The sequence below is a fragment of the Lachnoclostridium sp. An138 genome (assembly GCF_002160765.1).
Lineage (GTDB): Bacteria > Bacillota > Clostridia > Lachnospirales > Lachnospiraceae > Laedolimicola > Laedolimicola faecalis.
The window spans coordinates 183,359-207,255 of record NZ_NFLF01000003.1; the positions used below are offsets into that span (position 1 = coordinate 183,359).

The window sequence follows — 23,897 nt, forward strand, 5'->3', positions numbered from 1 at the left end:
GAAAGCGCATAGATTGATAGAGAAAAAAAGAAAGCAGGTGTGTGTTGTGGAGCTTGTCCGCAAAACCATTCATATGATCCGGCAGAAGGGGAAAGCCGTCAGCCAGATGACGCTGGATGACGATTACAATATTCCGGAAACCATGCCGGATGCAGGTATGATAGTGCAGGAAAAAGGGAAAATCGACATTGAGGAGATTAAGGCGGAAAACGGACGGGTGCTGCTCCGCGGCGCGCTGAAATTTTTCATTCTGTATATGGATGACGCCGAGGAGAGCAGCTTACATAGCGTAAAAGGACAGATTCCCTTTGAGGAAACCATGAATGTGGAGTCGGCAGGCGACGGGGACAGTCTGAAGCTGGACTGGATGCTGGAAGATATCTCGGCAGTGCTGATCAATTCCCGGAAGTTTGGGATTAAGACAGTGGCCACGCTGGAGCTGTCTGTGGAAGAACTGAGAGATGAGGAAGTGCCTGTGGCTGTGGAAGGAACGGAAGGAATAAAGATGAAGACCTGTCCCATGTCCGCGGCCGCCCTGGCAGTCCGGAAGAGGGATACCAGCCGGATCAAGGACGAGATAATTCTCCCTGCCAATAAGCCGAACATCCGCCAGATCATCTGGCAGGACACCGTCATGCAGGGAACAGAGCTCCGTCTGGCCGAAGGCGAAGTAGTGATAAAAGGCGAACTGGTCGTCTTTATACTGTACGAGGGAGAAGAGGAGGAGGGAAAAGCAAGCTGGCTGGAACAGATTCTGCCCTTTAACAGCCGGGTGGACGTGAATGGCTGCCAGGAGGGCATGGTCGGCAGCCTGAAGCTGGAGCTGGCCGGCGCGGATCTGGAAATCAAGCCGGATTACGACGGAGAACTGCGGGTCATCAACATAGACGCAGTCCTGGAGCTGGATATCCGAATCTACCAGGAAGAAAAGCTGGATATGATCTGCGATCTGTACCATCCCGGCATGGAGCTCATTCCCACAGTGTCTCCCGTCTCCTATGAAAGCCTTCTTGTGAGCAACGCGTCTAAATGCCGTGTCTCAGAGCGGCTGAAGACCGGCGGCCAGGAACCCTCAATTCTCCAGCTCTGCCACGGCAGCGGGGAGGTCAAGATAGACGACTGTACTGTTACGGAAGAAGGAATCCTGGTGGAAGGAGCCGTGCAGGTTCAGATTCTCTATGTGACCTCCGATGACAGCCATCCCATGCTGTGCCTGAAGGGCCTCATTCCCTTTGAGCACCAGATTGAGGCGCCGGGAATCGGGCGTGACAGCGTCTATTACCTGAACGCCTGGCTGGAGCAGCTTTCCGTGGATATGGTCAGTAGCGGAGAACTGGAGGTCAAAGCAGTAATCCAGGTTCATGCTCTCGTCTTCGCCCGGAGAAATCTCAGCTGTATCACAGAGATCACGGAAAGTCCTCTCGATCTGGACGCAGTCAAGGTGCTTCCAGGCTTCCTGCTCTATGTGGCCCAGCCCTCGGATACGCTCTGGGACGTGGCCAAGGCGTACCGGACCACGACGGAACGGATCTGCGAGCTGAACGGTCTGGCATCGGAGGACCTCAGGCCGGGCCAGAAACTGATACTGGTGAAGGAGATGGGGAGAGGGAACCTATAGGAAAAAGAGAGCAGGGTGGTGAAACGGAGCTGGATGACCGGCTGATGGCTGCTGTTTTTGGATATATACGGCGCTTTCCTGTTCTGATGTCCAAAAATAATGTTCTCATGGATGGATATTGCTTTTCTGTCCCGAGATCAGCTACGGATTGTACATATGGAGAAAAAACAGCCTGCCATGTCCATAATTAATCCAATTGTTGGATATATGCAATATATTTTCCTGTATATGTAAAATCGGAGTGCTGCATAAACGGATCTCCGGGAAATTCCTGCTGTTTCACGCAGAAATTGGATGGCAGGCACATTTTTCTTTGCATATATCCAAACACTAGCCTAAACCGTAGCCTGCGATGAGCCCTATAACAGCCAGCCCCGTAAGTGCCATGGTAATTTGCTTTCTGCTCATCCCCTTGCCTGCTGCGTGATTGTTTTGAGTAATTCAATGATGCCGTCAAGTGCAGGCTTGTGTCCTTTTTATGGGTTAAAGTATTGATTTTTCAAGGTTCATCACACCAAACGATGTGGGAAGCTTAAGTACATGAGAACAGGGGTATATAAGCATATTAATGATATAAGGATATGAGAATATATCTGCGTAAAAGGCGATTGTGTGAAAGCAGGGCTGCTGTCCGGACGGATATTCCGTCCGGCGGCAGCCCTGAATTTGTTATGCTGCAAGAGTTTTTGTATGTTCAGGTTTCTTTTTGCTGCTTTGCTTAAAATATCGGTCATATGCTCTATTTACAGAGCTATTTTCGTTGATTATACGATCTATAATTTTAAAGGATAAATACGTGGAAAACGTACATACAGGAGAGGCAGAAAGAAAAAACAGATACGCGGGCGTCCACGTATCTGTCTGTATTTTCAGGTGTGTTTTTTCACAGAGTTCAATACTCTATGAGCCTATTCTAGCACTGATTTTTAGAGAATACAAGCGTTAATTTGGAAGATTATGCAATTTTTACAGGAGGTTAACAGAGGTTTTTAACAACAGATTTCAGACTTGAAGGGGGGATGGGAAAAACAGGAAAATAAACGAAGAGACTGCCGGCTTTATCGCCGTCAGGAAATCCGTCAGAGCGTGGAGTGAAATCGGAAAATTTTCTGACGATTATAATAAAAAAGGCGTCATCCAGCCAGAAGGAGGTAAAAGCAATACATGAGCAAAAAGGGTGAAAACATTTACAAAAGAAAAGATGGCCGCTGGGAAGCACGCTATATCAAAGGGTATTCCCCGGAGGGCAGAGCGCGCTACGGTTACTGCTATGGCAGAACCTATCATGAAGCGAAAAACAAGGCCGGACAGGCCAGAGCTGCTCTTCTGCACCATCAGCCATTGCCCGGAAGGGACAGAAAGAAAAGGTTTGCGGTCTGCTGTGACGAGTGGCTTCAGCTGAAGCGGAGCAGTATTCGGGAATCTACTTATGTAAAGTATGAAACCATCATAGAGAAACACATCAAACCCGGACTGGGAGGCTGCTTCACAGATATGATCTCAGAGCTTCTGGTGGAGCAGTTCAGCTACGAACTGCTTCGCAGAGAAAGGCTGGCGCCCAAAACCGTCCGAGACATCCTGTCGCTGCTCCGCTCTATCTTAAAGTATACGGAAAGACAGTTCCCCTCCATGCAGCCGGTCAACGTCATTTATCCCAGGGAAAACAGGAAGGAGATGCGGGTCCTCTCCCCGGAAGAACAGCGCCGTTTTACAGAATATCTGCTGCAGGATATGGACAGCTGCAGGTTCGGCATGCTGCTGGCTCTGATGACAGGCTTGAGAGTCGGAGAGATCTGCGCCCTGCGCTGGTCGGACATCTCTCTTTCTCGTCAGACACTCTGCGTCCGCCGGAGCATGCAGAGGCTGAAGAATATGGAAAATGCGGGGAAGCCAGGACATGCAGAAATCCCAGAGAGCGCGGGAAAGACAGAGTGCACAAATGAAGCAGGAAGCGCAGAAGGCAGAAAAACAAAGATTTTGATCAGTGTACCCAAGAGCAGCACCTCCGTCCGCGTCATTCCGCTGAACGGAGAGATGACAGAGCTCTGCCGGAAATGGAAGCCTCTGAACCCGGAGGCCTATGTGCTGACCGGGGAGGAAAAGCGGTATATGGAGCCCCGCGCTCTGCAGTACCGGATAGGACGCTGCACGAAAAGCTGCGGGCTGGAAGGCGTACATTTTCACACGCTCCGGCACAGCTTTGCCACCCGCTGCGTAGAGGCAGGTTTTGAAATCAAGAGCCTGTCGGAGATCCTGGGACATTCCAGCCCCCGGATCACACTGGAGCGGTACGTGCATTCCTCTCTGGATCTGAAGCGGGAAAATATGGACAAGCTGACGCTCATGGGATGACAGCGGGCTCACAGGCTGCGCGGTTTTGCCGGAAGCGCCGGGACACATACGCGGATTCAAAGCCCGGGAAATTAACGCCGTCAGAATCAGCCGTCACAGGCGCCGGCAGTCTTTCTTTTCTCAGGGAAAAACCTTATTTTCTCTCAGAGTATTGAACTCTGCGAAAAGCGTTTGGCGGCATCATATCGAAGACGGCGGTTTAGCGATAGGATTGCCCGAAATGCGGGAAAACATACCGGCAAAACGGATGGAAACGGGAGAAAATCCAGATTCCGGAGGGCCGGCATGAAAAGCAGGGATGGCCGGACGCAAACACGAATAAGGAGGTATTGAGATGATACATCATCATTCATCAGGAAAACGCAGACTGTGGAAGCGGATTTTCTCGATGTGTATCGCACTGATTCTGATCTGCGGAATGACCGTCCCCGCTTCGTCAGTGAGTGCGAGCAGTATCACAGACGGCGTATCAGAAGAAGTGGAAACGACAGACGGCAAGACTGCGCTGAACGAGACTGCTTCGGGAGAAACTGAAACTGTATCAGGCACAACTGAAATGGAAGCCAGCGAATCGAAAACAGACGATTCGGCGACTCAGCCGGACGAAACCACGCCGGAAGGGACAGACGGTTCTGAAACGGATAATTCAGAAACAAATGATTCAGAAACGAATGATTCAGGGGAGACTGCGCCGACGGCCACGGTCACATACACTTTCTATGTAGACGGAGAAGTGTACAATACTCAGACGCTCAAAGACGGTGAAACGCTGACAGCGCCTGCAGATCCGGAAGCCGATGGAAAGATTTTCGACGGCTGGTACACAGCTGAGACTGACGGCGAGAAGTTTACTGCATTCGGCGTGCAGACCGTGACCGAGACAAAGACGGTGGATCTGTATGCGGGATGGCTGACGGATGCGGAAAGTGAAAGTGACGATACGCCGGAAAGCGCGGAGGAGACACCAGGTGAAGAGGCTGGAACGCCTGGAGACGGTACAGGCTCTATAAATACCGCAGAGGATGAGGGTGGTACAGCGGATAATATGGCTGAAGAGCCGGGAGATGCAAATGACGATATCTCTATGATGGCAAATGGAACTGAAACAATCCAAGTTGGTAAGACGATCACTTTAAATGGAGAGTGGGGCTGGAGTCATGAATGGTCGAAAAAAGGTTCTTCTATAGAGTTTGTTGGTAGTACTAATAGCGATTCTGTTTCTATAAAAGGAATATCAACGGGAAACACAATAGTTACACATACTTATTGGAATATTTTGGGGCAAAAACGGCAAGAAACTTTTAATATTACAGTAACAGAAGCTTTGGAGCCAGATACCTATAACTTGTATGCCTATACATTGATTCCTGGAGTAGCGGAAGGCTCCAGCAGCAATGCAGATAATGTTTGGAATGGAATGGGGGTTGGAAGAATATCAGGGGTATATTCACCAACGGACCTTCCGGTGGATACAATTATAGATGATGGATATGGAAATGGAAATGAGCAGTATAGTGGTGCAGTGATTACATATCCTAATGAAACAGGGTATAGACATAATGTTGTAGGAAAAATTAAGAATGGAGATCAAGTAGAAATTGTTGGAACGCTAGAGAATGAGCCCAGTTATCCGAGAATTTATTCGGATGGAAAATGGTATACTTATGCAGCACCAGACAGTGAGAATGCTAATAAGGAAGGGTACTATACAATTGAATGGATGCGTGTAATTGTTGCTGATGGAGCAAACGCGGGCAACAATGAATATCATGAAGTGGTAAATGATATAAAAAAGGGTGGTGAATATACATATCATTTAGATGGTGTTGTCTACCTGAATGAAAAGAATAGATATAATGTGGAATTTAGATTGAAGGATGTGGGTGAAAACACCTTTTCAATAGTAGATCCGGAAAAGTATAGTAAACGTGTTGAGGCGGGGTATTCTATTTCTAACCTAACTCGTCCGGAAGAACACGAGCCCAATGTATATCCGCAAACGAAGACAGTAGATGGAATAACGTATACTTTCTCTGGTTGGTATTACGATGAAGCATGCACTGATCCAGTAAATTGGGAAACAGATACGATTACTCAGAATACCGTATTTTATGCCAGGTATACTCCTCAGGGACAAAACATTACTGTTACCAAAGATGTAACAGGTGGTCTGGGAGATGTTCAGAAAGAGTTCGAATTTACATATCAAATTAAAAACGCGTCCGGTACGGTACTGGATTCGGGTGAGTTCACTCTGAAAGACAAAGATGTAAATAATTCATCTTCCTATCCCATTCAGAATGTTCCTGTCGGAAGTACATTAATTATAACTGAGACAAATGCAGGGGGCTATTTTACCAGTACAAAATACAATGGGGGAAGTATTATAGCACCTGAAGGCAAAGACAGTGAGGAAAAAACCCTGGAGATTCCGATTGTCAACGGAAAGGGGGATATTGTAATTACTAACAATAAAGAACCAATTCCTGACACTGGCGTTCATCTTACTTCTCTGCCCTACATTATGACTTTATCCTTTGTGCTTGCAGGAACAGCTGTAATTACAGTTAATAAATACAGAAGACGCGACAGTTAAGACTAGAGCTTATGATGAAAGAACAAAGAAAGAAGTCAGAAAGGCAGAAGCGGAAAAGCCGGGCAGGGAAGTTTTCTACGAGAACAGAACTGACAGAAAGTTTTGAAATTCAACCTCAGAACCATGAGCACGAAAAACTGCTCCGTTGGCTGCAGACAGTAAAGTTTCGTAAAGTTCTCTTCGGCGGTATAGACGAGACGCAGATGTGGAAGAAACTGGAGGAACTGGACAGGCTTTATGAGGCCGCAATCAGTGCAGAACGGGCGAGATATGATGCGTTGCTGGAAAAACAGATGGAAACCGGTTCAGTCGGAGAGGAGCCCGGGGATGCGTACTGAAAAAATGCTTACCAGCGCTCAGATTATCCGGAAACGCCGTCTTGCAACAGAGACTAGACAGGGATACGTCAGCCTGATGATACGTGTTCTTGTGATTGCAGTGATTGGCTGGCTGTTGTTCACACAGGTGTTTTTCGTTGGTCAGGCAAAGGGAAATGATATGTTTCCTGCGGTCAAGGATGGCGACCTTGTCATCGGATTTCGTCTGCAGAAAAATTATTTAAAAGACGATGTAATAGTTTACGAAGCAGACGGAGAATTGCACGTCGGTCGGATATTAGGCCGGGAATCTGATGTCATTACCATGGATGACAGCGGAACGCTTCTCGTAAATGGAACAGTACAGGGTGGAGAGATTTTGTTTCCTACCTATGCAAAAGAAGGAATTGAGTACCCTTATACGGTTCCAGAAGGCTGCGTGTTCGTTCTGGGGGACTACCGGACACAGGCCGAAGACAGCCGCGATTTCGGCTGTATCTCACTGGAGGATGTGAAAGCAAAAGTAATCACGATTCTCCGCAGAAGGGAAATTTAATCCCTTACATACTGAATAAGCCGCTTTGGCGCTTATTATAATCAATTTATTTTAATTTTCAGGAGGGAAAGAAAATTATGAAAGTGAAAAAAAGATTATTTGCAGGCATGCTTGCACTTGCGATGCTGCTTAGCCTGAACGTTACGGCGTTTGCAGAAAGTGGACCGACACCTACAGAGGAAAAGCCAATTACATTGACTAAGAAATATGAGGTGCGAAAGGATGAAGAAGCAGTTGCTCCGGGTGAAACACTTACTTTTAGTGTTAGAAATTATGCGGTGAGTGATTCCAGCATTACTGATGTGAGTGAAATGCCAGAGATAACGGTTCCTGCTGCAGAGTATGAGGCAGGAAATACGGCTAATATTACTGTAAATTTACCTTCATATAGTAAAGTAGGTGTTTATACCTATGAAATTACAGAGACTGCGGGAATGAGCGCTGGTGTTACGTATGATGCTATTCCTATTTATCTGACTGTGCTTGTTACCAGAGATGAAGCAACGAATGCTCTTAAAGTTGCACAGTATAAATTCCAAAAGGATGAAGCAGGAGATAAAGTAGATGTAGAAAGCGGAGCAGCTTTTACGAATAGCTATGTAACTGGCGATCTGGAGATTACAAAACAGGTAACCGGTAATATGGGAGATACTACAGACAAGTATTTCAAATTTACTGTAACGTTGACTGGGGAAGATGAAAAAACTTATGCGGACTCCTATGCAATTACGGGTGGAAGTTCTGCAGAAAATCCTAAAAGTATTGTGTTTGATGAAACTACAGGAACAGCTACCATTTATTTGAAGCATGGAGAAACTGTTACAATTCAGGATTTGCCGGATGGTATGAAATATCAGGTAGTAGAGGATGATTATAGTGGGGAGCAGTATACAACGACAGTGAATGGAGAGTCTGGCAGAGATAGCGGAATCATAACTTCTGACTTTGCTTCAGAGCTTACTGTGACAGGAGAAAAAGAAACGGTTTCCTTTGTGAATGATAAAACAGATGAGAGCATCGACACCGGCGTATACCTCGACAACCTTCCCTACATCATCGTCTTCGCAGGCGTACTGGCAGCAGTAGCAGTTCTGGTAATCAGAAGACGCAGAGTAGACGACTAATCCCTCTGGATTACGATACATACCATAGCGAAATATAAATATCAGTCATACAGCAATCTGCAAATACACTGATATACACCTTAACTTCCGGAAAGCCTGAGGCGTCTGTCCCGGGCCGCCCGGGAAAGAATCTGTAACTCATTAACATTAACATGGAAGGGAGGAGGCTCTATGAATTTTCACAGGTTCTTTTTGAAGACGGCCAACTCCCTTGTGAGTCTGGTGGTGATTCTGTTTCTGACTGTGGCGGGAGTCTATTCCGGCTATGCCCTGTGGGACAATGCGCAGGTATACGCCGCAGTGGACGACGTGCAGTCGGAGCTGCTGAAGCTGAAGCCGGATGCGGCGGAAGAGGACGGGGCGTCCTTTGAGGAACTGCTTGCCGTCAATCCGGATGTCTGCGCCTGGCTGACGCTGGATAATACCGGGATCGATTATCCGGTTGTGCAGGGAGAGGATAATCTCAGCTATATCAATACGGACGTGTACGGGGAGTTTGCCCTGGCCGGAAGCATTTTTCTGGATTCCAGCTGTGACAATACCTTTCACGACCAGTATTCCCTGCTCTATGGACACCACATGGAAAACAGTAAAATGTTCGGCGATCTGGATCTGTATGAGGATGAGGAGTTCTTTAACGAGAATACCACGGGTATGCTGATTCTGCCTGACCGTTCCTATGAGCTTGAGATTTTTGCCTGCCTGCGGGTATCCGCCTCGGAGGACGCGATTTTCTATCCGCAGCAGTGGCAGACGAATACGGATGGGCTTCTGGAGTTTGTCGGCGAAAATGCCATGCACATCCATCAGGATACCTTTGACCGAATCGGGTCTTCGGAGGATTTTTCGCAGATTCTGGCCATGTCTACCTGTTCCTCAGAGTTTACAGATGCGAGAACAATTCTTCTGGCGGTAATGAAGCCTTATTCGCCGGAGACGTAAGGAGGAGATGAAAACGAGTATCAGAAAAATTCCGGCGGCGGTTCTGCTTCTGGTTCTGTGCCTGACAGTTTTCCCGCTTTCAGCCTTTGCGGCTGATACCTCAGTGGGAGTGGCGATTCCTGTCAGCGTGGAACTGTCCGGAGAAACGCCTTCACCGGAGGAAACCTATACATTCGTGCTCCAGGCGGTGGATAACGCGCCCATGCCGGAGGAAAGCACGCTGAAAATCATCGGGGCCGGAAAAGGAGAGTTCCCCGTAATCAACTATTCCACCCCTGGTATCTATTGCTACACAGTGACCCAGCAGGCCGGCAGCCATGACAGGGGACACTATGACGCAACCGTTTATTATGTAAGAGTCTCCGTAATCAACGGGGAGTACGGCGGACTGGAAGCGGTCGTGGCAGTGCATACGGACGCGGCCATGACGAGCGAAAAGCAGGATATGACGTTTACCAATACATATGATCCGGTACAGTCTGATTCTTCATCCGGCGGTTCGTCAGGCGGCTCTTCCGGCTCATCGGGAAGCAGCTCTTCTTCATCCACAGGCGTTGCGTCGCCTCAGACCGGAGACAATGCGAACATTCTTCTTCCGGCAGTGGGAGGCGCTGCGGCAGTGGCTGTACTGATTGTATGCGGCACAGTATACGGCAGACGGAAAAAAGAAGCTGAGTAAGTGAATGGACAGAAAAGGAAGTTTTTTGGAATGCGTCAGAGAAAGCAGCTTTACGAAAAGAGCGCGGCGGGCAGGAGAATCCGCAGGCGCAGAGAAACGCTTGGGATTACCAGGCATGAGATTGCACAGAAAATCGGAAAAGCGGAAAAATACTATGCAGATATCGAAAGAGGATATTGCGGCATGTCCCTGGATACTATGATTAATATTGCAGACTGCCTGGGGATTACGCTGGATTATCTTGTCTTTGGAGAAGCGGCCGAAAAAGACGGTGCAGTTTCAGAGGAGACTAAGAGCATCCTTTTCTATCTGGAAAACTGTAATGAAGAAAAACAAAAGAAAGCCATGGAGCTTTTGAAGGTCTATCTGGCCGAGTAAGTTCAGGGCAGAGGCGGGGCACGGGCATAATGACCGGTCCCGCTTCTGTGCGTATAAAATATGGAGGGTGTCCCCGGAGCATTTGTGAATATGGGGGCACCCTCAACTGTTACGCATTATTTCAGTTTTGAGAAGTATTTGCTTCTGTCTTTTTCAGGAACCTTCAGAGCGTTCATAGCCTGTTCAGCCTACTATCCTCGCTTTCTGCGCTAATCATAACATAAGAAAAGCATTTAAGCCAGTGTTTCTTTCCAGCCGTTTATTGCATTTTCCGCATACCTCTGCTATACTTTCTATATATGTATACAAAAAACACAGGAAGTACAATATTATGGATAAGATGCAGTTAAAGGCACTGGCAAAGATTAATCTGGGACTGGACGTGCTCCGCAGGAGGGAGGACGGCTATCATGAGGTACGGATGATCATGCAGACGGTGCGTATTTTTGACAGAATCCAGCTGGTAAAGCAGGAACGGTCCGGCATCCGGGTGCGGACGAATCTGTACTATCTGCCGGCAAATGAAAATAATCTGGTATATAAGGCCGCAAATCTTCTGTTTGAAGAATTCGGTCTGGACGGCGGGCTTTCTATTGATTTGAAGAAATATATTCCGGTGGCCGCGGGTATGGCGGGCGGAAGCTCTGACGCGGCGGCGGTGCTGTACGGAATGAACCGCATGTACGGCTTAGGCCTGTCCCAGGAAGAGCTGATGAAGCGCGGGGTAAAGATCGGAGCGGACGTACCTTATTGTCTGATGCGCGGAACCGCGCTGGCGGAGGGAATCGGAGAGGTCTTAAGTCCGCTGCCGCCCATGCCGCCCTGCAATATTCTGGTGGCGAAGCCGGGCATCAGCGTATCCACAAAGTTTGTGTATGAGAATCTGCATGCCAATGAACTGAAAGAAGAGCAGCATCCGGATATCGATGGGATTCTGGAGGCGCTGCGCCGTCAGGATCTGAAGGGGATGGCGGAGTGCATGAGAAATGGAAACGTGCTGGAGACTGTGACGGTGCCGGCTCACCCGGTGATACAGAAAATCAAGGACACCATGGAAAGCCAGGGAGCCCTTGCTGCCCTCATGAGCGGAAGCGGACCGACGGTATTCGGCATTTTTGAGGATAGAAATAAGGCGCGGCGGGCCATGGCTCTGCTTCGTAAAAGCCGTCTGGCAAAGCAGCTGTTTCTGACCACACCGTATAATAACAGGAGGGAAAAACCATGAACCAGGATATCAATGCTGTAATGAACGAATATCTGCCGCTGCGGGATGTGGTTTTTCAGACGCTCCGGCAGGCGATTCTGAGAGGAGAACTGGAGCCCGGAGAGCGCCTGATGGAGATTCACCTGGCGAACCGTCTGGGCGTGAGCCGCACGCCGATTCGGGAAGCTATCAGGAAGCTGGAGCTGGAAGGCCTGGTGGTTATGATTCCCCGCAGGGGAGCCATCGTAGCCAGCATTACGGAAAAGGATCTGAAAGATGTGCTGGAGGTGCGCCGGACACTGGAGATTATGGCGGGAGAGATTGCCTGTGAGCGGATCACCCCGGAGCTTCTGGAGCAGCTGAAAAATACCGGACATGAGTTCATGGTGCGGAAGGATACGAATGATTTTACGAGTCTGGCTGAAGTAGACGTGAAATTTCACGATATTATCTACGCGGCTACGGGCAACCAGCGCCTGATCAGCATTCTGAACAATCTCCGGGAACAGATGTACCGTTACCGTCTGGAATACCTGAAGGATACGGGAAGCCACGAGCGGCTGAACTCGGAGCATTACGAGATTTACGAAGGAATACGGAACGGGGATAAGGAAACGGTGAAAGCGGCGATTGGCCGGCATATTGACAATCAGCGGGACGCGATTCTGGCAGCCATCCGCGAGAATAAGACGGAAGAACCATCCCTTTAATTGACATGGCCCTGCTTGGATCTTCTCTTGCCGATAAAGGACAGAAGGATTGTGAATAAAAGCGGGAAAAAGGGAAATCCTCTGGGAAAAGCCTTCCGGTCAGATAGATTCTGGCAGCGTGGGAAGGAGCAGGAGGATTGCCATGAAATTTTGGAAACGTTCAGAGCTTATAATATGGATTCTTTCGCTGATACTGGGATTTACAGGGACCTGCCTTTACGCGGAGCACGCAGGCCTGCCGAGCCCTGCGCGCGTGGAGCAGGCGGCCTGGTGGGGCGGACTTTATCCGGAATACTGCCTGCCGGGAGCTATGGAAAAAGTTGAGGCGGAACAGGAGGCAGAGGAAGAGTCTGTGCCTGTGAAAATCCGTTTTAAATATCTGACATTTTTAAATGACTAAGATCACTGGGAGGAATAGATGAGTAAACTGAGAGAAGCCCCCATCGGGGTGTTTGATTCCGGAATCGGAGGGCTGACGGTGGCGCGGGAGATCATGCGGCAGATTCCGCAGGAGAGGATCGTGTATTTCGGGGATACGGCCCGTCTGCCTTACGGCAGCAAGAGCCGCAATACGATTATCCGGTATTCCAGGCAGATCGTCCGCTTTCTGCGGACGAGGCAGGTGAAGGCCATTGTGGTGGCCTGCAATACGGCCAGCGCCTACGCGCTGGAGACGCTGCAGCAGGAATCAGATATACCGATTATCGGCGTCGTAAAGCCGGGCGCGCGTGTGGCGGCCAAGGAAAGCCCGGGAGGAAATATCGGTGTTATCGGCACAGCGGGAACCGTAGGAAGCCATATTTACCGGGAGTACATACAGAGCCTGCGGCCGGAAGCACAGGTTTTTGAGAAAGCCTGTCCCCTTTTTGTCCCTCTGGTAGAGGAAGGATGGCGCAAAGACCCGGTGACGGAGATCGTGGCCAGACGCTATCTGGAGGAAATGATTGAGCGCAGAGTGGATACGCTGATTCTGGGCTGCACCCATTATCCGCTCCTCCGTTCTACCGTCCGGAAAATCATGGGCGAAGATGTGGTGCTGGTAAATCCGGCTTATGAGACAGCCATAGAGCTTCGGGAGCTTCTGAGGCAGGAAAAGATAGATAACCAGGGACACAATAAGACAGAAGAAAATCCCTATGAATTTTTTGTGAGCGATGAAGCGGAGCGCTTCCGGGCTTTTGCGGATTCGATTCTGCCCGTGGATATCACGACGGCGCGCCAGATTCAGATAGAGGAGTATTGATACTTATGACAAAAGAGATACTGCTGAGTATTTCCGGTCTTCATTTTGTGGATGGTGAGGACGGAAGCGTAGAGGTAGTGACCGCGGGAGACTATTACAACCGGGGCGGTAAGCATTACATTCTTTATGATGAAGTGGTAGAGGGCATGAGCGGACACACCAGCAATGTGATCAAGATCGGGGAAAACTCTCTGGAAATCACCAAAAAAGGGCTGATGAACACGCGGATGGTGCTGGAAAAAGGAAAACGGCACAGGACCGTCTATCAGACGCCCTTTGGAAATATTGAGATAGGTCTGATCGGCCAGGAGCTTCAGGTGACTGAGACAGAGGAAAAGATAGATGTCCGGGCGGAATATGTGCTGGAGATCAATGAAGAGAATCTGTCAGAATGTACGATTGAGATGAATATAAAGCCGAGAGAAGCCGGGAGCCTGAATCTGCAGGGATAGATTTTCACCGGGAGAAGCGTCGGTGTACCAAGGGACAATACGGTCAAAAATGGCTGAATTTGCGTCCCTGCTGCGTTACTTTCACTCCGCGTACGCCCTGTACGCGTCGTTCAAGTGCCTTGCAGGGACACAAATCAGCTCATTTTTGACTCTGCGACCTCAGCCCTCGGAAATTCGCCTGTTTTCAAGGCAGACGATGGCGGCGTACTGAATGTACGCTAACTGAGGATAACGCAGAAAACAGGCGAATTTACAGGGCTGAGGCGTATTGCCCCTTGTACACCGACGCTACATAGATATTATAATGCTTATGGCAGCAGTGTGCCAGAGGCAAGATTCTTCTCTCTGTACCGCGCGAAAAAGGAGCGCCGCAAAATAGATATGATTTTGCAGCGCTCCATTCTGTTGAGCTTATTTGTCTTTCTTTCCGAAGATTCTCTTAAAGAATCCCTTCTTCTTTACCGGAACCTCAAGTCCGCCTCTGGCGCTCTTGACCTCGGTAATGTAGATGCCGCTGACTACCACCTTGACTTCCTTCTTTACGGGAAGAACTTCAAATACATTGGCGTCGCAGGCGAGGGTCATAATCTTCGGTCCTACCTTGGCCTTGACGATGGGAAGCTTGTTCCAGCGGAGCCATCTCGGCGTCTGCTCTATCACCTGGGCCGGCAGGCCTGACTGTGATATCTTCAGCTTCTTTTTATCAATTACCAGCATGCTGATCGTCTGAGCGATCGCAGCCATCTGTTCCTGCTGGACGGCCTGGCGGCGCTGCGCCTTCTTTCCGAAGAAATAAAGGGCGACCAGAGCAGCAACCAATACTACAATGATAACAATAAAAACAATAGTTGATGTTGACATACTATTATGATTCCTCCTCGGTATTTCACGTAAAAAATATTATACCAGTTTTTATGGTAAAGCGCAAGGGAAAATGGTATACTTCAGGTAGCGGCCGAATCTGGTCAGGACCTGGGGAACAGCTGAAAGAAACAGTCCGGCCGCTGGAGGAGAGACGGGAGATGGAGACGTTTACAGTTATATGGAATGTGATTGCGGAAGCGGCAGGCTTCTGGATGGATCACCTGATTTTTATTAATATCCTGCTCTCGATAGTAATTGTGTTTTTTGAACGGCGGGACCCCAAAACAGTCTGGACCTGGCTTCTGGTTCTGTATTTTATTCCGATCCTTGGAATTTTTCTGTATTTCATGGTGGGACATGATTTTCACAAGCAGCATATGTTCCGGACCAAGGAGATCGAGGACGCCATGTATTCCGCCATCAGCGGACAGGCGGCGACGATTATCCGTGATGAATTCGCGCCTTCCGATCCCAGACTGCGGAAATTTTCAGATGTGGTGCTGCTGAATCTGGAGGCCGCGGACGCTGTGTACACCGCGGATAACGAGATCGAGATTTACACGGATGGAAAAGAAAAATTTGCCGCGCTCTGTGAAGAGATCCGGAAGGCGGAGAAATTTATCCATATCCAGTATTACATTATCCGGAATGACGAACTGTGGCAGCCCATTGAAAAGCTCCTGGCGGAGAAGGTAAAGGAAGGCGTGGAGGTCCGGCTTCTCTATGACAGCATGGGCTGCCGCGGCATGAAGAAAAAAGACTGGAAGCGCATCCGCGGGGAAGGCATCCAGGTGGGAGAGTTCTTTCCGGCCTTTCTGGGAAGGCTGCAGCTTCGGATGAATTACCGGAACCACCGCAAGATAGTGGTGATCGATGGTAAGACGGCCTTTGTGGGAGGCTTTAATATCGGCAGGGAGTATATCGGACTGGACCCGAAATTCGGTTACTGGAGGGACACGCATCTGCGTATCCGCGGGTCGGCGGTGCTTTCCCTGAATATCCGTTTTATTCTGGACTGGAATTATACGACCAAGGAGAATCTGTTTATGTCGGATCTGTATTTTCCGCAGCCGGAAAAGAAAAAGCCCGGGGAAGAAGCGGTACAGATCATTTCCAGCGGTCCAGACTCCAAGTGGCAGAACATCCGGAATGTCTATCTGAAAATGATCAGCAAGGCAAGAAAAAGTATCTACATTCAGACGCCGTATTTTATTCCGGACGAGTCGGTGATGGACGCTATCTGCATCGCTGCCATGTCAGGGGTGGATGTGCGGGTCATGATTCCCTGCAAGCCGGATCATCCCTTTGTCTACTGGGCTACCTACTCCTATATCGGTGACCTGCTGGAAGCGGGGGCTAAATGCTATACCTATGACAATGGTTTCCTGCACGCCAAAGGCATGGTGGTAGACGGGCTGGTGAGCTGCTACGGCACGGCCAACATGGATATCCGGAGCTTTAAGCTGAATTTTGAGGTGAATGCTGTCATCTACAGCTCACGGGTGGCAAAACGGATGGAACAGATTTTTCAGGAGGATCTGAAGCATTGTACCAGGATGACGCGCTATCTTTACGGCCGCCGGTCTTATCTGGTGCGTTTTAAGGAGCAGTTTTCCAGGCTGCTTTCCCCGCTTTTGTAGGCGGCTCCTGGAGCGGCTTGCCTTGGGACGGGAAATGTGGTATGGTGTGGTTACCGGCGGAAACGCGGATACAGAGCCGGAACAGGACAGTTTTTTTGAAGAGGAGAAAGAAATTATGAAAAAAAGATGGATTGCAGTGCTGGCCTTAAGCGGCCTGCTGGCTTTGACGGCCGCCTGTGGAACAAATACAGACACCGCGGAAAACGAAAATACGGCGGAAGATACGGCAGAGGGAGGAATTGCGGCGGAATATCCGGGCAGCAGCATCACAAGGCTGGGAAAGTATGACGGCGTGGAGATCGCCGCAGTCAGTACGGAGGTGACGGATGAGGAGATTCAGGCGCAGATTGACAATCTGCTGGCTTCCTATCCGGATTCCGTACCCATCGAGGACAAGACGGTCGTGGAGAGCGGCGATATTGTAAACATTGACTTTGTGGGAAGACTGGACGGAGAGGAATTCGAAGGCGGAAGCTCAGGCGGAGAAGGCTTTGACCTGGAGATTGGCTCCGGTTCCTTTATCGACGGTTTTGAGGACGGACTGATTGGAAAAGAAGTGGGAACTACCGTTGATCTGCCCCTGACTTTCCCGGACCCCTATACGCCGAATCCGGACCTGGCAGGCCAGGATGTGGTGTTTGAGGTGACGATCCATGCGATTGTGGAGCATGTGACGCCCGAATGGAACGACGAGTTTGCCAGCGAACACACGGGCTATGATACGGCAGCGGCATACGAGGAAAGCTTAAGAGAGTCCCTGCAGCAGCAGAAGGAGGAAAGCGCCGTATCCCAGAGACAGTATGAGGCCATGCAGGCTGTGATTGCGGACTCCGAGTTCGAGTGCTCAGAGGAGGAGCTGCAGAGTCTGCGGGACAGCCGCACGCAGGAATATGAGACGTACGCGTCCTATTATGGTCTGGAGTTGGATGATTTTCTGCTTCAGGCTATGCAGATGACCCGTGAGGACTTCGACAGCGAGGTGGAGACATGGGCGGACTTCCAGCTGAAATGCACTCTTGCGGTAGATGCGATTGCGAAAGCGGAGAACATCACAGTGAGCGAAGAGGAATATGAGACAGGTCTTCAGCAGCTTGCCGATGACTATGGCGCGGAATCCCCGGAGGCGTTCGAGGAAGAGTATGGACGCAGCACGGTGGAGAACAGTCTCCTTTACGATAAAACCGTCGAATTTGTGACAGATCGGGCAGTGGAGATGTGAAAATGCTGAGATTACGACCCTTTATGCGCGGTGACGCAGACGCGGTCTGCGGCTGGTTCCCGGACGAAAAAGTCTTTCATCTGTGGAGCGCCGGGAAGCTTCCCGGTTTCCCGCTTCAGGCTGAGGAGCTGAATGCGTATTATGACAGAAACGCGGACGGCAGCCTCTGGGCCTTTACCGCCTTTGACGGGGACGGAGCCGCAGGTCATGTGATGATGCGGTATCTGGACGAAGAAAGGCGGGAGATCCGCCTGGGACTGATCGTGGTGGCCGGAGACCGCAGGGGCCGGGGCTATGGCCGGGAACTGGTTTCCATGGCAGCCCGCTATGCCTTTGATTTTGCGGGAGCCAGGCGGGTGACAATTCTGGTCTTTCTGGAGAACCCGTCGGCTATCCGCTGCTATGAGGCCTGCGGATTTCGCATGACGGCTGGCAGAGAGCCTGAAAAATTCCCCTGCATGGGAGAAGAATGGCGTCTGGCGGAGATGGAACTCGTGAAGACAGAAGCGTAAGTGACGAAGGACAGCTATGATCGATACTGTATTTTTTGATCTGGACAATACCATTTTTGATTTCAACAAGGCAGAGCATATTGCTCTGGCAAAGACGCTGGAAGAGCTGGGAATTCCTCCGTCGGAAGAGACCTGCACCCGGTACAGCGTAATCAATCTGGCCCAGTGGAAGCTGCTGGAAAAGGGCGTGATTACCCGCCGGGAAGTAAAACTCCGCCGGTTCCGCCTGCTTTTTGAGGAGCTGGGCGTGCCGGCGGCTCCGGAGGAAGCCGCCGCAAGATATGAGAGCCTTCTGGGAATCGGCCACTATTTTATGGACGGAGCGGAGGAACTGCTGCAGACGCTGTATGGAAATTACCGTCTGTACCTGGTGACGAACGGAACGGCCGCGGTGCAGAAGGGAAGACTGGAGAGCGCGCAGCTGCAGAAGTATTTTGAGGATATCTTTATTTCGGAAGAAATCGGCTTTAACAAGCCCGATATCCGGTATTTTGAGAGCTGCTTTTCCCGGATACCCTCTTTTTCCAGAGAGACGTCTGTGATTGTCGGAGACAGTCTGACCTCGGATATCCAGGGAGGCATCAACGCCGGCATCCGTACGGTGTGGTTTCATCCGGAAAGAGAGGCGTCGGGAACAGCCGGAGAAGAGGAGGCCGTCAGACCGGACCGGGAGATTCGGAAGCTGATGGAGCTGCCGGAGCTTCTGCGGAACTGGGACAGCGCCGGCAGGCAGTGATTCGGAAGAGACGCGCTTGATAATTTAAGAATATGAAAAACAGGAAAAAGAAAGGAAGGAGTGCCATGGAATTTCTGGAACTTGCAAAGAAACGTTATTCCGTCCGTGAATATACGGACAGGCAGGTGGAAAAGGAGAAGCTGGATCAGATACTGAGAGCGGCCCAGACCGCGCCTACGGCCTGCAACCGGCAGCCGGTTCACCTGCTGGTGGTGCAGAGCCTGGAAGGACTTGAGAAGATTGGAAAGGCGGCCAATCTGCACGGAGCGCCCATGGCGGTTCTGGTGTGCGGCGATAAGGACAAAGCCTGGACCCGTCCCTATGACGGCAAACAGTCTGTCGATATCGACGCGTCGATTGTGACGGACCATATGATGCTGGAAGCCACGGACCTGGGAGTGGGCTCCCTGTGGATCTGCAGCTTTAAGCCGGACGTGCTCCGAGAGGAATTTTCTCTGCCGGAAAATCTGGAAGTCATCAATATTCTGGCATTGGGCTATGCGGCCTGCCCTCCTGCTGATCCGGAGCGCCATGCCGCGCTGCGCATACCGGTGGATGAGATGGTTTCTTACGAAAAACTGTAGGCCGGCATACCATTCGGACAAGCACAAAGAGACTGATGAAGACAGGTTCTCTACAGGCCAGCGAAATACAGGGAAGAAAAAACAGGGAAGAAAAAACAGGGAAGAAAAAACAGGGAAAGCAGCCGTGAAAATCATGGCTGCTTTTACGCTGCCATTTTACAGGATCTCATTCCCGATAAACGGGTCTCATTTCCCGTGAAATTATGACCGGTCCCAGAAAATGCTGACTTGACAAATCCGTCTGATTGGCATACTTTTAAACAGGAGAAATGATAAAAATTCTCAATTGCAGACACAGTACAGAAGAGAGGCATACATATGACATTAAAGGAATTACCAATTGGAAAGACGGCTACCATTGTGTCGGTAGGCGGAGAAGGAGCTCTGCGGCAGCATTTTCTGGATATGGGACTGATTCCCACAGGAGATGTGACCATGGTGAAATACGCGCCCATGGGTGATCCGGTGGAGCTTCGTATACACAGCTATGAGCTGACCCTGCGTCTGGCAGACGCGGAAAAGATAGAGATCGAGAACGTCCGGGACGCGGAAGCGGCTCAGAAAAAGGAACTGAAGCAGTCGGTTCCCCACCCGGGCCTGGGCGAGGGCGGAAAGTTCCATATGAAAGCGACAGAAAATCCCCTGCCTGACGGGACGGTTCTGACCTTTGCCCTGGCAGGCAATCAGAACTGCGGAAAGACGACGCTGTTCAACCAGCTCACCGGCTCCACCCAGCATGTGGGTAATTTCCCGGGAGTAACGGTAGACCGCAAAGACGGACAGATTCGGGGAAGAAAAAATACGCTGGTAACAGACCTTCCGGGGATCTATTCCATGTCGCCTTACTCCAGTGAGGAGATTGTTACAAGAAGTTTTGTCCTGAACGAGCATCCCAAGGGTATCATCAATATTGTGGACGCTACCAATATCGAGAGGAACCTGTACCTGACCATGCAGCTGATGGAGCTGAATATTCCCATGGTACTGGCTCTGAACATGATGGATGAGGTCCGGGAAAACGGTGGCTCCATTCTGATCAACCGGATGGAGGAAATGCTGGGCATCCCTGTGATTCCCATTTCCGCCGCCAAAAATGAAGGCATCGATGAGCTGGTTTCCCATGCGCTTCATGTGGCGAAATATCAGGAACGTCCCCAGGAGATCGACTACTGCGACGCGAACGACGACGGAGGAGCCGTGCACCGCTGCCTGCACGCGATCATGCACCTGATCGAAGATCACGCGGAGCAGGCGGAGATTCCGGTCCGGTTCGCTGCTTCCAAGCTGGCCGAGGGCGACAGCCTGATTCTTGAACGGCTGAACCTGGATGAGAATGAGAAGGAAACACTGGAGCACATCGTCAAGCAGATGGAAAAGGAACGCGGGCTGGACCGGGCTGCCGCCATCGCTCATATGCGTTTTGACTTTATTGAAAAGATCTGCGGCGAGACCGTGGTGAAGCCGAGGGACAGCAGAGAGCATATCAGAAGTGTGAAGATTGACCGGATTCTGACCGGGAAATACACGGCGATTCCCTGTTTTGTGGCGATTATGGCTCTCGTCTTTTTCCTGACCTTCAGCGTGATAGGAGCGTTTCTGTCTGATATTCTGGACATGGGGATTACAGCTCTGTCTGACCTGGTGGATCAGCTGCTGGCGGCCGGAAACGCAAGCACGGCCATCCGTTCTCTTGTGATGGACGGTATTTTCGGAGGCGTGGGAAGCGTCTTAAGTTTCCTGCCGGTGATTGTGACCCTGTTCTTCTTCCTCTCCCTTCTGGAGGACAGCGGATATATGGCGAGAGTGGCCTTTGTGATGGACAAGCTGCTGCGTAAAATCGGTCTGTCCGGAAGAAGCATCGTGCCTATGCTCATAGGCTTTGGCTGTACGGTTCCGGGCGTTATGGCCAGCCGGACCCTTCCTTCAGAGCGTGACCGTAAAATGACGATTCTGCTGACCCCATTTATGAGCTGTTCCGCAAAGCTTCCGATCTACGGATTCTTTACGGCGGCCTTCTTCCCGGACCAGGCGGCTCTGGTGATGATATGCCTGTATTTCGGAGGAATCCTGATGGGGATTTTGATGGCCTTTCTGCTGCGGCGCACTATGTTCAGCGGAGAAGCTGTGCCCTTTGTCATGGAGCTTCCCAACTACCGGATGCCCGGAGCGAAAAATGTAGGCCATCTGCTCTGGGATAAGGCCAAAGACTTCCTGCAGCGCGCCTTCACCGTCATCTTCGTGGCGACGATTGTGATCTGGTTCCTGCAGACCTTCGACCTGCATCTGAGCATGGTATCGGATTCCAGAGACAGTATTCTCGCCCTGGTGGCAGGTGTAATAGCGCCCATCTTTGCGCCTATGGGCTTTGGAGACTGGAGAGTGTCCACAGCGCTGATCAGCGGCTTTATGGCGAAGGAAAGCGTTGTAGCGACTCTTTCGGTGCTGTTTGGCAGCACAGAGGCTCTGACAGCGGCGGTTACGCCGGTGGCAGCCGCAAGCCTTCTGGCCTTCTGCCTGCTCTATACCCCCTGCGTGGCGGCCATCGCAGCCATCAAAAGGGAGCTTGGCGGCAGGTGGGCGGCAGGCGTCGTGGTGATGCAGTGCATAGTGGCCTGGATCGCGGCCTTTGTGGTATATCAGGTGGGAATACTGCTGTAAGCAGAGTAAGAAGCGGCTGGCAGCAGGGAAACAACTGCAAATACAGAGCGTAAAATTATAGCGCCGGTGTACCAAGGCGTATTGCCCCTTGTACACCGACGCTGACAAAGATTTTGTAAAAATCTGAGCCGGCATCTTGCGCGGATAAATGTTCTGTGCTATGATATCGGCAGAATATAAAAAGGGAGGTGGCTTGATGTCCGCTATTCGTTGAAACCGGGACAATAAAAACATGAATTCTCATCGATACTGTCAGGATGGGTTCTCTTGTTGTACCTGTTTGCGGATAGCTTCATCAGGCTGGCTCTGTTGTGAGGGCAGCTCTGTTCGAGCTGCCTGTTTTTAACCGTCCATAGCGTCGGAGTACCAAAGAGCGTATTGCCCCTTGTACACCGACGCTGCCCTCAGTTGACAAGGACACACGCGCCTCTTGTCAACTGAAGGTAAGTATAACATAACGATATATGACATCGTATAACGATGTATGATATAACGTCAGGCATGGAAATAGATTCTGCGTGGATGGTTTGGAGTATAAGGAATGCTGTATGGAAGCAGAAACGGGTATGCGGATGACTCAAAACGATGGGTTATCCGTTTTTTTATTGTCTCTCAAAACACAGAAAAGAAATCAGATTCAGAAAATTGGCAAAAAGGAGAGAGAACAAAAAGATGAAAACGGAACAGAAACTATACAGATGCCCGGTCTGCGGCTGGCAGGACGGAGCAGAAGAAGACAGACTCCGGACTCATTGTCCGAACTGCCTTTCCGGCCTTCATGGAGAAAGAGAAGACGGACTGGAATGCGGCGGTGTTCTGGAGCCGGTGGGAATCTGGGTGAAATCAGATAAAGAATGGGAAATTATTCAAAGATGCAGGCTGTGCGGCGAAATGACATCCGATCCGATGTCAGCGGAGGACAATCCTGTAAAGATATTATCAATCGCGTCAAAACCCCTTTCCGAGCCGCCCTTTCCGGTGGAAAGGATGGAAGAGCTGACGAGGATGATGGGCGGACGCGGCGACATGGGAGGTTATTATCATGAACAGAGAAAATAAAAAAAGAAAATACGACAGGAGGTATTTCCGTACACATCCATGTACGGACTCCTTCACCTGTAAAAACTGCAGCTGGCCGGTGGTATCGGCAGGAGCAGGCAGCAGCCACCGGAATCACTGCCCGAACTGTCTGTACAGCGTTCATCTGGACAACAGCCCGGGCGACCGGGAATCGGACTGCCACGGCCGGATGGAACCTATCGGCGTATGGGTAAGGAAAAACGGGGAGTGGGCGGTGATTCACAGATGCACAGTCTGCGGAAAGATAAGCTCCAACCGGGCAGCGGCCGACGACAACCCCATGAAGCTGATGGCTCTGGCCATGCGGCCTTTTGGCAGTCCGGCGATCTCTCAGAGGAATATAAAGAATATGACGATTACGATGGAAGGATGAGATTTTATACTGTTTATCGCGGCGGCAAAATTTCGCAGCGGCTTTGGGAAGAATTGCTCA

At 50.4% G+C, this 23,897-nt stretch carries 23 protein-coding genes; 22 read left to right on the forward strand and 1 reads right to left on the reverse strand.

Features of this window, described 5'->3' with window-relative positions; genetic code table 11:
- The first annotated feature begins 13 nt into the window (after nucleotides 1-13).
- The 14 genes from B5E82_RS04050 to B5E82_RS04115 all read left to right on the forward strand — a co-directional run bounded on the left by B5E82_RS04050 (nucleotide 14) and on the right by B5E82_RS04115 (nucleotide 14,171).
- Complete coding sequence (locus B5E82_RS04050) at nucleotides 14-1,618, forward strand: DUF3794 and LysM peptidoglycan-binding domain-containing protein (protein ID WP_087306101.1); 1,605 nt, start codon at nucleotides 14-16, stop codon at nucleotides 1,616-1,618.
- A gap of 1,164 nt (nucleotides 1,619-2,782) precedes the next feature.
- Nucleotides 2,783-3,970, forward strand: coding sequence for a tyrosine-type recombinase/integrase (locus B5E82_RS04055; RefSeq protein WP_087306102.1), 1,188 nt, complete (start codon nucleotides 2,783-2,785; stop codon nucleotides 3,968-3,970).
- A 334-nt stretch (nucleotides 3,971-4,304) separates the two neighbouring features.
- Nucleotides 4,305-6,566 (forward strand): InlB B-repeat-containing protein, encoded by a 2,262-nt coding sequence (locus tag B5E82_RS04060; protein ID WP_087306103.1) that lies wholly within the window; start codon nucleotides 4,305-4,307, stop codon nucleotides 6,564-6,566.
- An 11-nt stretch (nucleotides 6,567-6,577) separates the two neighbouring features.
- On the forward strand, nucleotides 6,578-6,904 hold the full coding sequence (locus B5E82_RS04065) for a hypothetical protein (protein ID WP_087306104.1): 327 nt from the start codon (nucleotides 6,578-6,580) through the stop codon (nucleotides 6,902-6,904).
- Nucleotides 6,894-7,439, forward strand: a complete 546-nt coding sequence (gene lepB, locus B5E82_RS04070; RefSeq protein WP_087306105.1) for a signal peptidase I — start codon at nucleotides 6,894-6,896, stop codon at nucleotides 7,437-7,439. Before B5E82_RS04065 ends, lepB begins: the two co-directional genes overlap by 11 nt.
- Nucleotides 7,440-7,516: 77 nt before the next feature.
- Nucleotides 7,517-8,563, forward strand: a complete 1,047-nt coding sequence (locus tag B5E82_RS04075; protein ID WP_087306106.1) for a DUF7601 domain-containing protein — start codon at nucleotides 7,517-7,519, stop codon at nucleotides 8,561-8,563.
- 171 nt (nucleotides 8,564-8,734) lie between these two features.
- On the forward strand, nucleotides 8,735-9,505 hold the full coding sequence (gene srtB, locus B5E82_RS04080) for a class B sortase (RefSeq protein WP_087306107.1): 771 nt from the start codon (nucleotides 8,735-8,737) through the stop codon (nucleotides 9,503-9,505).
- A 7-nt stretch (nucleotides 9,506-9,512) separates the two neighbouring features.
- Nucleotides 9,513-10,184 carry a Spy0128 family protein gene (locus B5E82_RS04085; protein WP_087306108.1) on the forward strand — a complete coding sequence of 224 codons (672 nt, stop codon included), beginning with the start codon at nucleotides 9,513-9,515 and terminating at the stop codon, nucleotides 10,182-10,184.
- Between the two features lie 30 nt (nucleotides 10,185-10,214).
- Nucleotides 10,215-10,562: a helix-turn-helix domain-containing protein gene (locus tag B5E82_RS04090; protein WP_140393081.1), complete on the forward strand. Its 348-nt coding sequence runs from the start codon at nucleotides 10,215-10,217 to the stop codon at nucleotides 10,560-10,562.
- A gap of 331 nt (nucleotides 10,563-10,893) precedes the next feature.
- Nucleotides 10,894-11,787, forward strand: coding sequence for a 4-(cytidine 5'-diphospho)-2-C-methyl-D-erythritol kinase (ispE, locus tag B5E82_RS04095; protein ID WP_191416152.1), 894 nt, complete (start codon nucleotides 10,894-10,896; stop codon nucleotides 11,785-11,787).
- Nucleotides 11,784-12,476: a GntR family transcriptional regulator gene (locus B5E82_RS04100; protein ID WP_087306110.1), complete on the forward strand. Its 693-nt coding sequence runs from the start codon at nucleotides 11,784-11,786 to the stop codon at nucleotides 12,474-12,476. The genes ispE and B5E82_RS04100 overlap by 4 nt, the downstream gene beginning before the upstream one ends.
- A gap of 142 nt (nucleotides 12,477-12,618) precedes the next feature.
- Nucleotides 12,619-12,876 (forward strand): hypothetical protein, encoded by a 258-nt coding sequence (locus tag B5E82_RS04105; RefSeq protein ID WP_087306111.1) that lies wholly within the window; start codon nucleotides 12,619-12,621, stop codon nucleotides 12,874-12,876.
- Nucleotides 12,877-12,894: 18 nt separating this feature from the next.
- A complete protein-coding gene (murI, locus tag B5E82_RS04110) occupies nucleotides 12,895-13,719 on the forward strand; it encodes a glutamate racemase (protein WP_087306112.1) in 825 nt (274 codons plus the stop codon).
- A 5-nt stretch (nucleotides 13,720-13,724) separates the two neighbouring features.
- On the forward strand, nucleotides 13,725-14,171 hold the full coding sequence (locus tag B5E82_RS04115) for a DUF1934 domain-containing protein (RefSeq protein WP_087306113.1): 447 nt from the start codon (nucleotides 13,725-13,727) through the stop codon (nucleotides 14,169-14,171).
- Nucleotides 14,172-14,582: 411 nt separating this feature from the next.
- On the opposite strand, the gene B5E82_RS04120 is transcribed toward B5E82_RS04115, so the two are convergent.
- On the reverse strand, nucleotides 14,583-15,032 hold the full coding sequence (locus tag B5E82_RS04120) for a hypothetical protein (protein ID WP_087306114.1): 450 nt from the start codon (nucleotides 15,030-15,032) through the stop codon (nucleotides 14,583-14,585).
- 161 nt (nucleotides 15,033-15,193) lie between these two features.
- Between B5E82_RS04120 and cls the strand changes: the two genes are divergently transcribed.
- The 8 genes from cls (at nucleotide 15,194) to B5E82_RS04160 (ending at nucleotide 23,837) form a co-directional block, all read left to right on the forward strand.
- Nucleotides 15,194-16,675 carry a cardiolipin synthase gene (cls, locus tag B5E82_RS04125; RefSeq protein ID WP_087306115.1) on the forward strand — a complete coding sequence of 494 codons (1,482 nt, stop codon included), beginning with the start codon at nucleotides 15,194-15,196 and terminating at the stop codon, nucleotides 16,673-16,675.
- Nucleotides 16,676-16,790: 115 nt separating this feature from the next.
- Nucleotides 16,791-17,894 (forward strand): trigger factor, encoded by a 1,104-nt coding sequence (gene tig, locus B5E82_RS04130; RefSeq protein WP_162610700.1) that lies wholly within the window; start codon nucleotides 16,791-16,793, stop codon nucleotides 17,892-17,894.
- Between the two features lie 2 nt (nucleotides 17,895-17,896).
- The gene (locus B5E82_RS04135) at nucleotides 17,897-18,406 is read left to right on the forward strand and encodes a GNAT family N-acetyltransferase (RefSeq protein WP_087306117.1); all 510 of its coding nucleotides are present in this window, start codon (nucleotides 17,897-17,899) and stop codon (nucleotides 18,404-18,406) included.
- A 16-nt stretch (nucleotides 18,407-18,422) separates the two neighbouring features.
- Nucleotides 18,423-19,142 carry a YjjG family noncanonical pyrimidine nucleotidase gene (locus B5E82_RS04140; RefSeq protein WP_087306118.1) on the forward strand — a complete coding sequence of 240 codons (720 nt, stop codon included), beginning with the start codon at nucleotides 18,423-18,425 and terminating at the stop codon, nucleotides 19,140-19,142.
- A gap of 65 nt (nucleotides 19,143-19,207) precedes the next feature.
- Nucleotides 19,208-19,726: a nitroreductase family protein gene (locus B5E82_RS04145; RefSeq protein ID WP_087306119.1), complete on the forward strand. Its 519-nt coding sequence runs from the start codon at nucleotides 19,208-19,210 to the stop codon at nucleotides 19,724-19,726.
- A gap of 318 nt (nucleotides 19,727-20,044) precedes the next feature.
- Nucleotides 20,045-22,384: a ferrous iron transport protein B gene (gene feoB / locus B5E82_RS04150; protein ID WP_087306120.1), complete on the forward strand. Its 2,340-nt coding sequence runs from the start codon at nucleotides 20,045-20,047 to the stop codon at nucleotides 22,382-22,384.
- 672 nt (nucleotides 22,385-23,056) lie between these two features.
- Nucleotides 23,057-23,443 (forward strand): RNHCP domain-containing protein, encoded by a 387-nt coding sequence (locus B5E82_RS04155; protein WP_242966239.1) that lies wholly within the window; start codon nucleotides 23,057-23,059, stop codon nucleotides 23,441-23,443.
- Nucleotides 23,427-23,837: an RNHCP domain-containing protein gene (locus tag B5E82_RS04160; protein ID WP_087306122.1), complete on the forward strand. Its 411-nt coding sequence runs from the start codon at nucleotides 23,427-23,429 to the stop codon at nucleotides 23,835-23,837. The genes B5E82_RS04155 and B5E82_RS04160 overlap by 17 nt, the downstream gene beginning before the upstream one ends.
- Nucleotides 23,838-23,897 lie beyond the last annotated feature (60 nt).

Bases quoted from the DNA above. Each gene is read 5' to 3' on its own strand.
- B5E82_RS04055 (WP_087306102.1), top strand. From the start codon at position 2,783: ATGAGCAAAAAGGGTGAAAACATTTACAAAAGAAAAGATGGCCGCTGG.
- B5E82_RS04060 (WP_087306103.1), top strand. From the start codon at position 4,305: ATGATACATCATCATTCATCAGGAAAACGCAGACTGTGGAAGCGGATT.
- B5E82_RS04065 (WP_087306104.1), top strand. From the start codon at position 6,578: ATGATGAAAGAACAAAGAAAGAAGTCAGAAAGGCAGAAGCGGAAAAGC.
- lepB (WP_087306105.1), top strand. From the start codon at position 6,894: ATGCGTACTGAAAAAATGCTTACCAGCGCTCAGATTATCCGGAAACGC.
- B5E82_RS04075 (WP_087306106.1), top strand. From the start codon at position 7,517: ATGAAAGTGAAAAAAAGATTATTTGCAGGCATGCTTGCACTTGCGATG.
- srtB (WP_087306107.1), top strand. From the start codon at position 8,735: ATGAATTTTCACAGGTTCTTTTTGAAGACGGCCAACTCCCTTGTGAGT.
- B5E82_RS04085 (WP_087306108.1), top strand. From the start codon at position 9,513: ATGAAAACGAGTATCAGAAAAATTCCGGCGGCGGTTCTGCTTCTGGTT.
- B5E82_RS04090 (WP_140393081.1), top strand. From the start codon at position 10,215: ATGCGTCAGAGAAAGCAGCTTTACGAAAAGAGCGCGGCGGGCAGGAGA.
- ispE (WP_191416152.1), top strand. From the start codon at position 10,894: ATGGATAAGATGCAGTTAAAGGCACTGGCAAAGATTAATCTGGGACTG.
- B5E82_RS04100 (WP_087306110.1), top strand. From the start codon at position 11,784: ATGAACCAGGATATCAATGCTGTAATGAACGAATATCTGCCGCTGCGG.
- B5E82_RS04105 (WP_087306111.1), top strand. From the start codon at position 12,619: ATGAAATTTTGGAAACGTTCAGAGCTTATAATATGGATTCTTTCGCTG.
- murI (WP_087306112.1), top strand. From the start codon at position 12,895: ATGAGTAAACTGAGAGAAGCCCCCATCGGGGTGTTTGATTCCGGAATC.
- B5E82_RS04115 (WP_087306113.1), top strand. From the start codon at position 13,725: ATGACAAAAGAGATACTGCTGAGTATTTCCGGTCTTCATTTTGTGGAT.
- B5E82_RS04120 (WP_087306114.1), bottom strand. From the start codon at position 15,032: ATGTCAACATCAACTATTGTTTTTATTGTTATCATTGTAGTATTGGTT.
- cls (WP_087306115.1), top strand. From the start codon at position 15,194: ATGGAGACGTTTACAGTTATATGGAATGTGATTGCGGAAGCGGCAGGC.
- tig (WP_162610700.1), top strand. From the start codon at position 16,791: ATGAAAAAAAGATGGATTGCAGTGCTGGCCTTAAGCGGCCTGCTGGCT.
- B5E82_RS04135 (WP_087306117.1), top strand. From the start codon at position 17,897: ATGCTGAGATTACGACCCTTTATGCGCGGTGACGCAGACGCGGTCTGC.
- B5E82_RS04140 (WP_087306118.1), top strand. From the start codon at position 18,423: ATGATCGATACTGTATTTTTTGATCTGGACAATACCATTTTTGATTTC.
- B5E82_RS04145 (WP_087306119.1), top strand. From the start codon at position 19,208: ATGGAATTTCTGGAACTTGCAAAGAAACGTTATTCCGTCCGTGAATAT.
- feoB (WP_087306120.1), top strand. From the start codon at position 20,045: ATGACATTAAAGGAATTACCAATTGGAAAGACGGCTACCATTGTGTCG.
- B5E82_RS04155 (WP_242966239.1), top strand. From the start codon at position 23,057: ATGAAAACGGAACAGAAACTATACAGATGCCCGGTCTGCGGCTGGCAG.
- B5E82_RS04160 (WP_087306122.1), top strand. From the start codon at position 23,427: ATGAACAGAGAAAATAAAAAAAGAAAATACGACAGGAGGTATTTCCGT.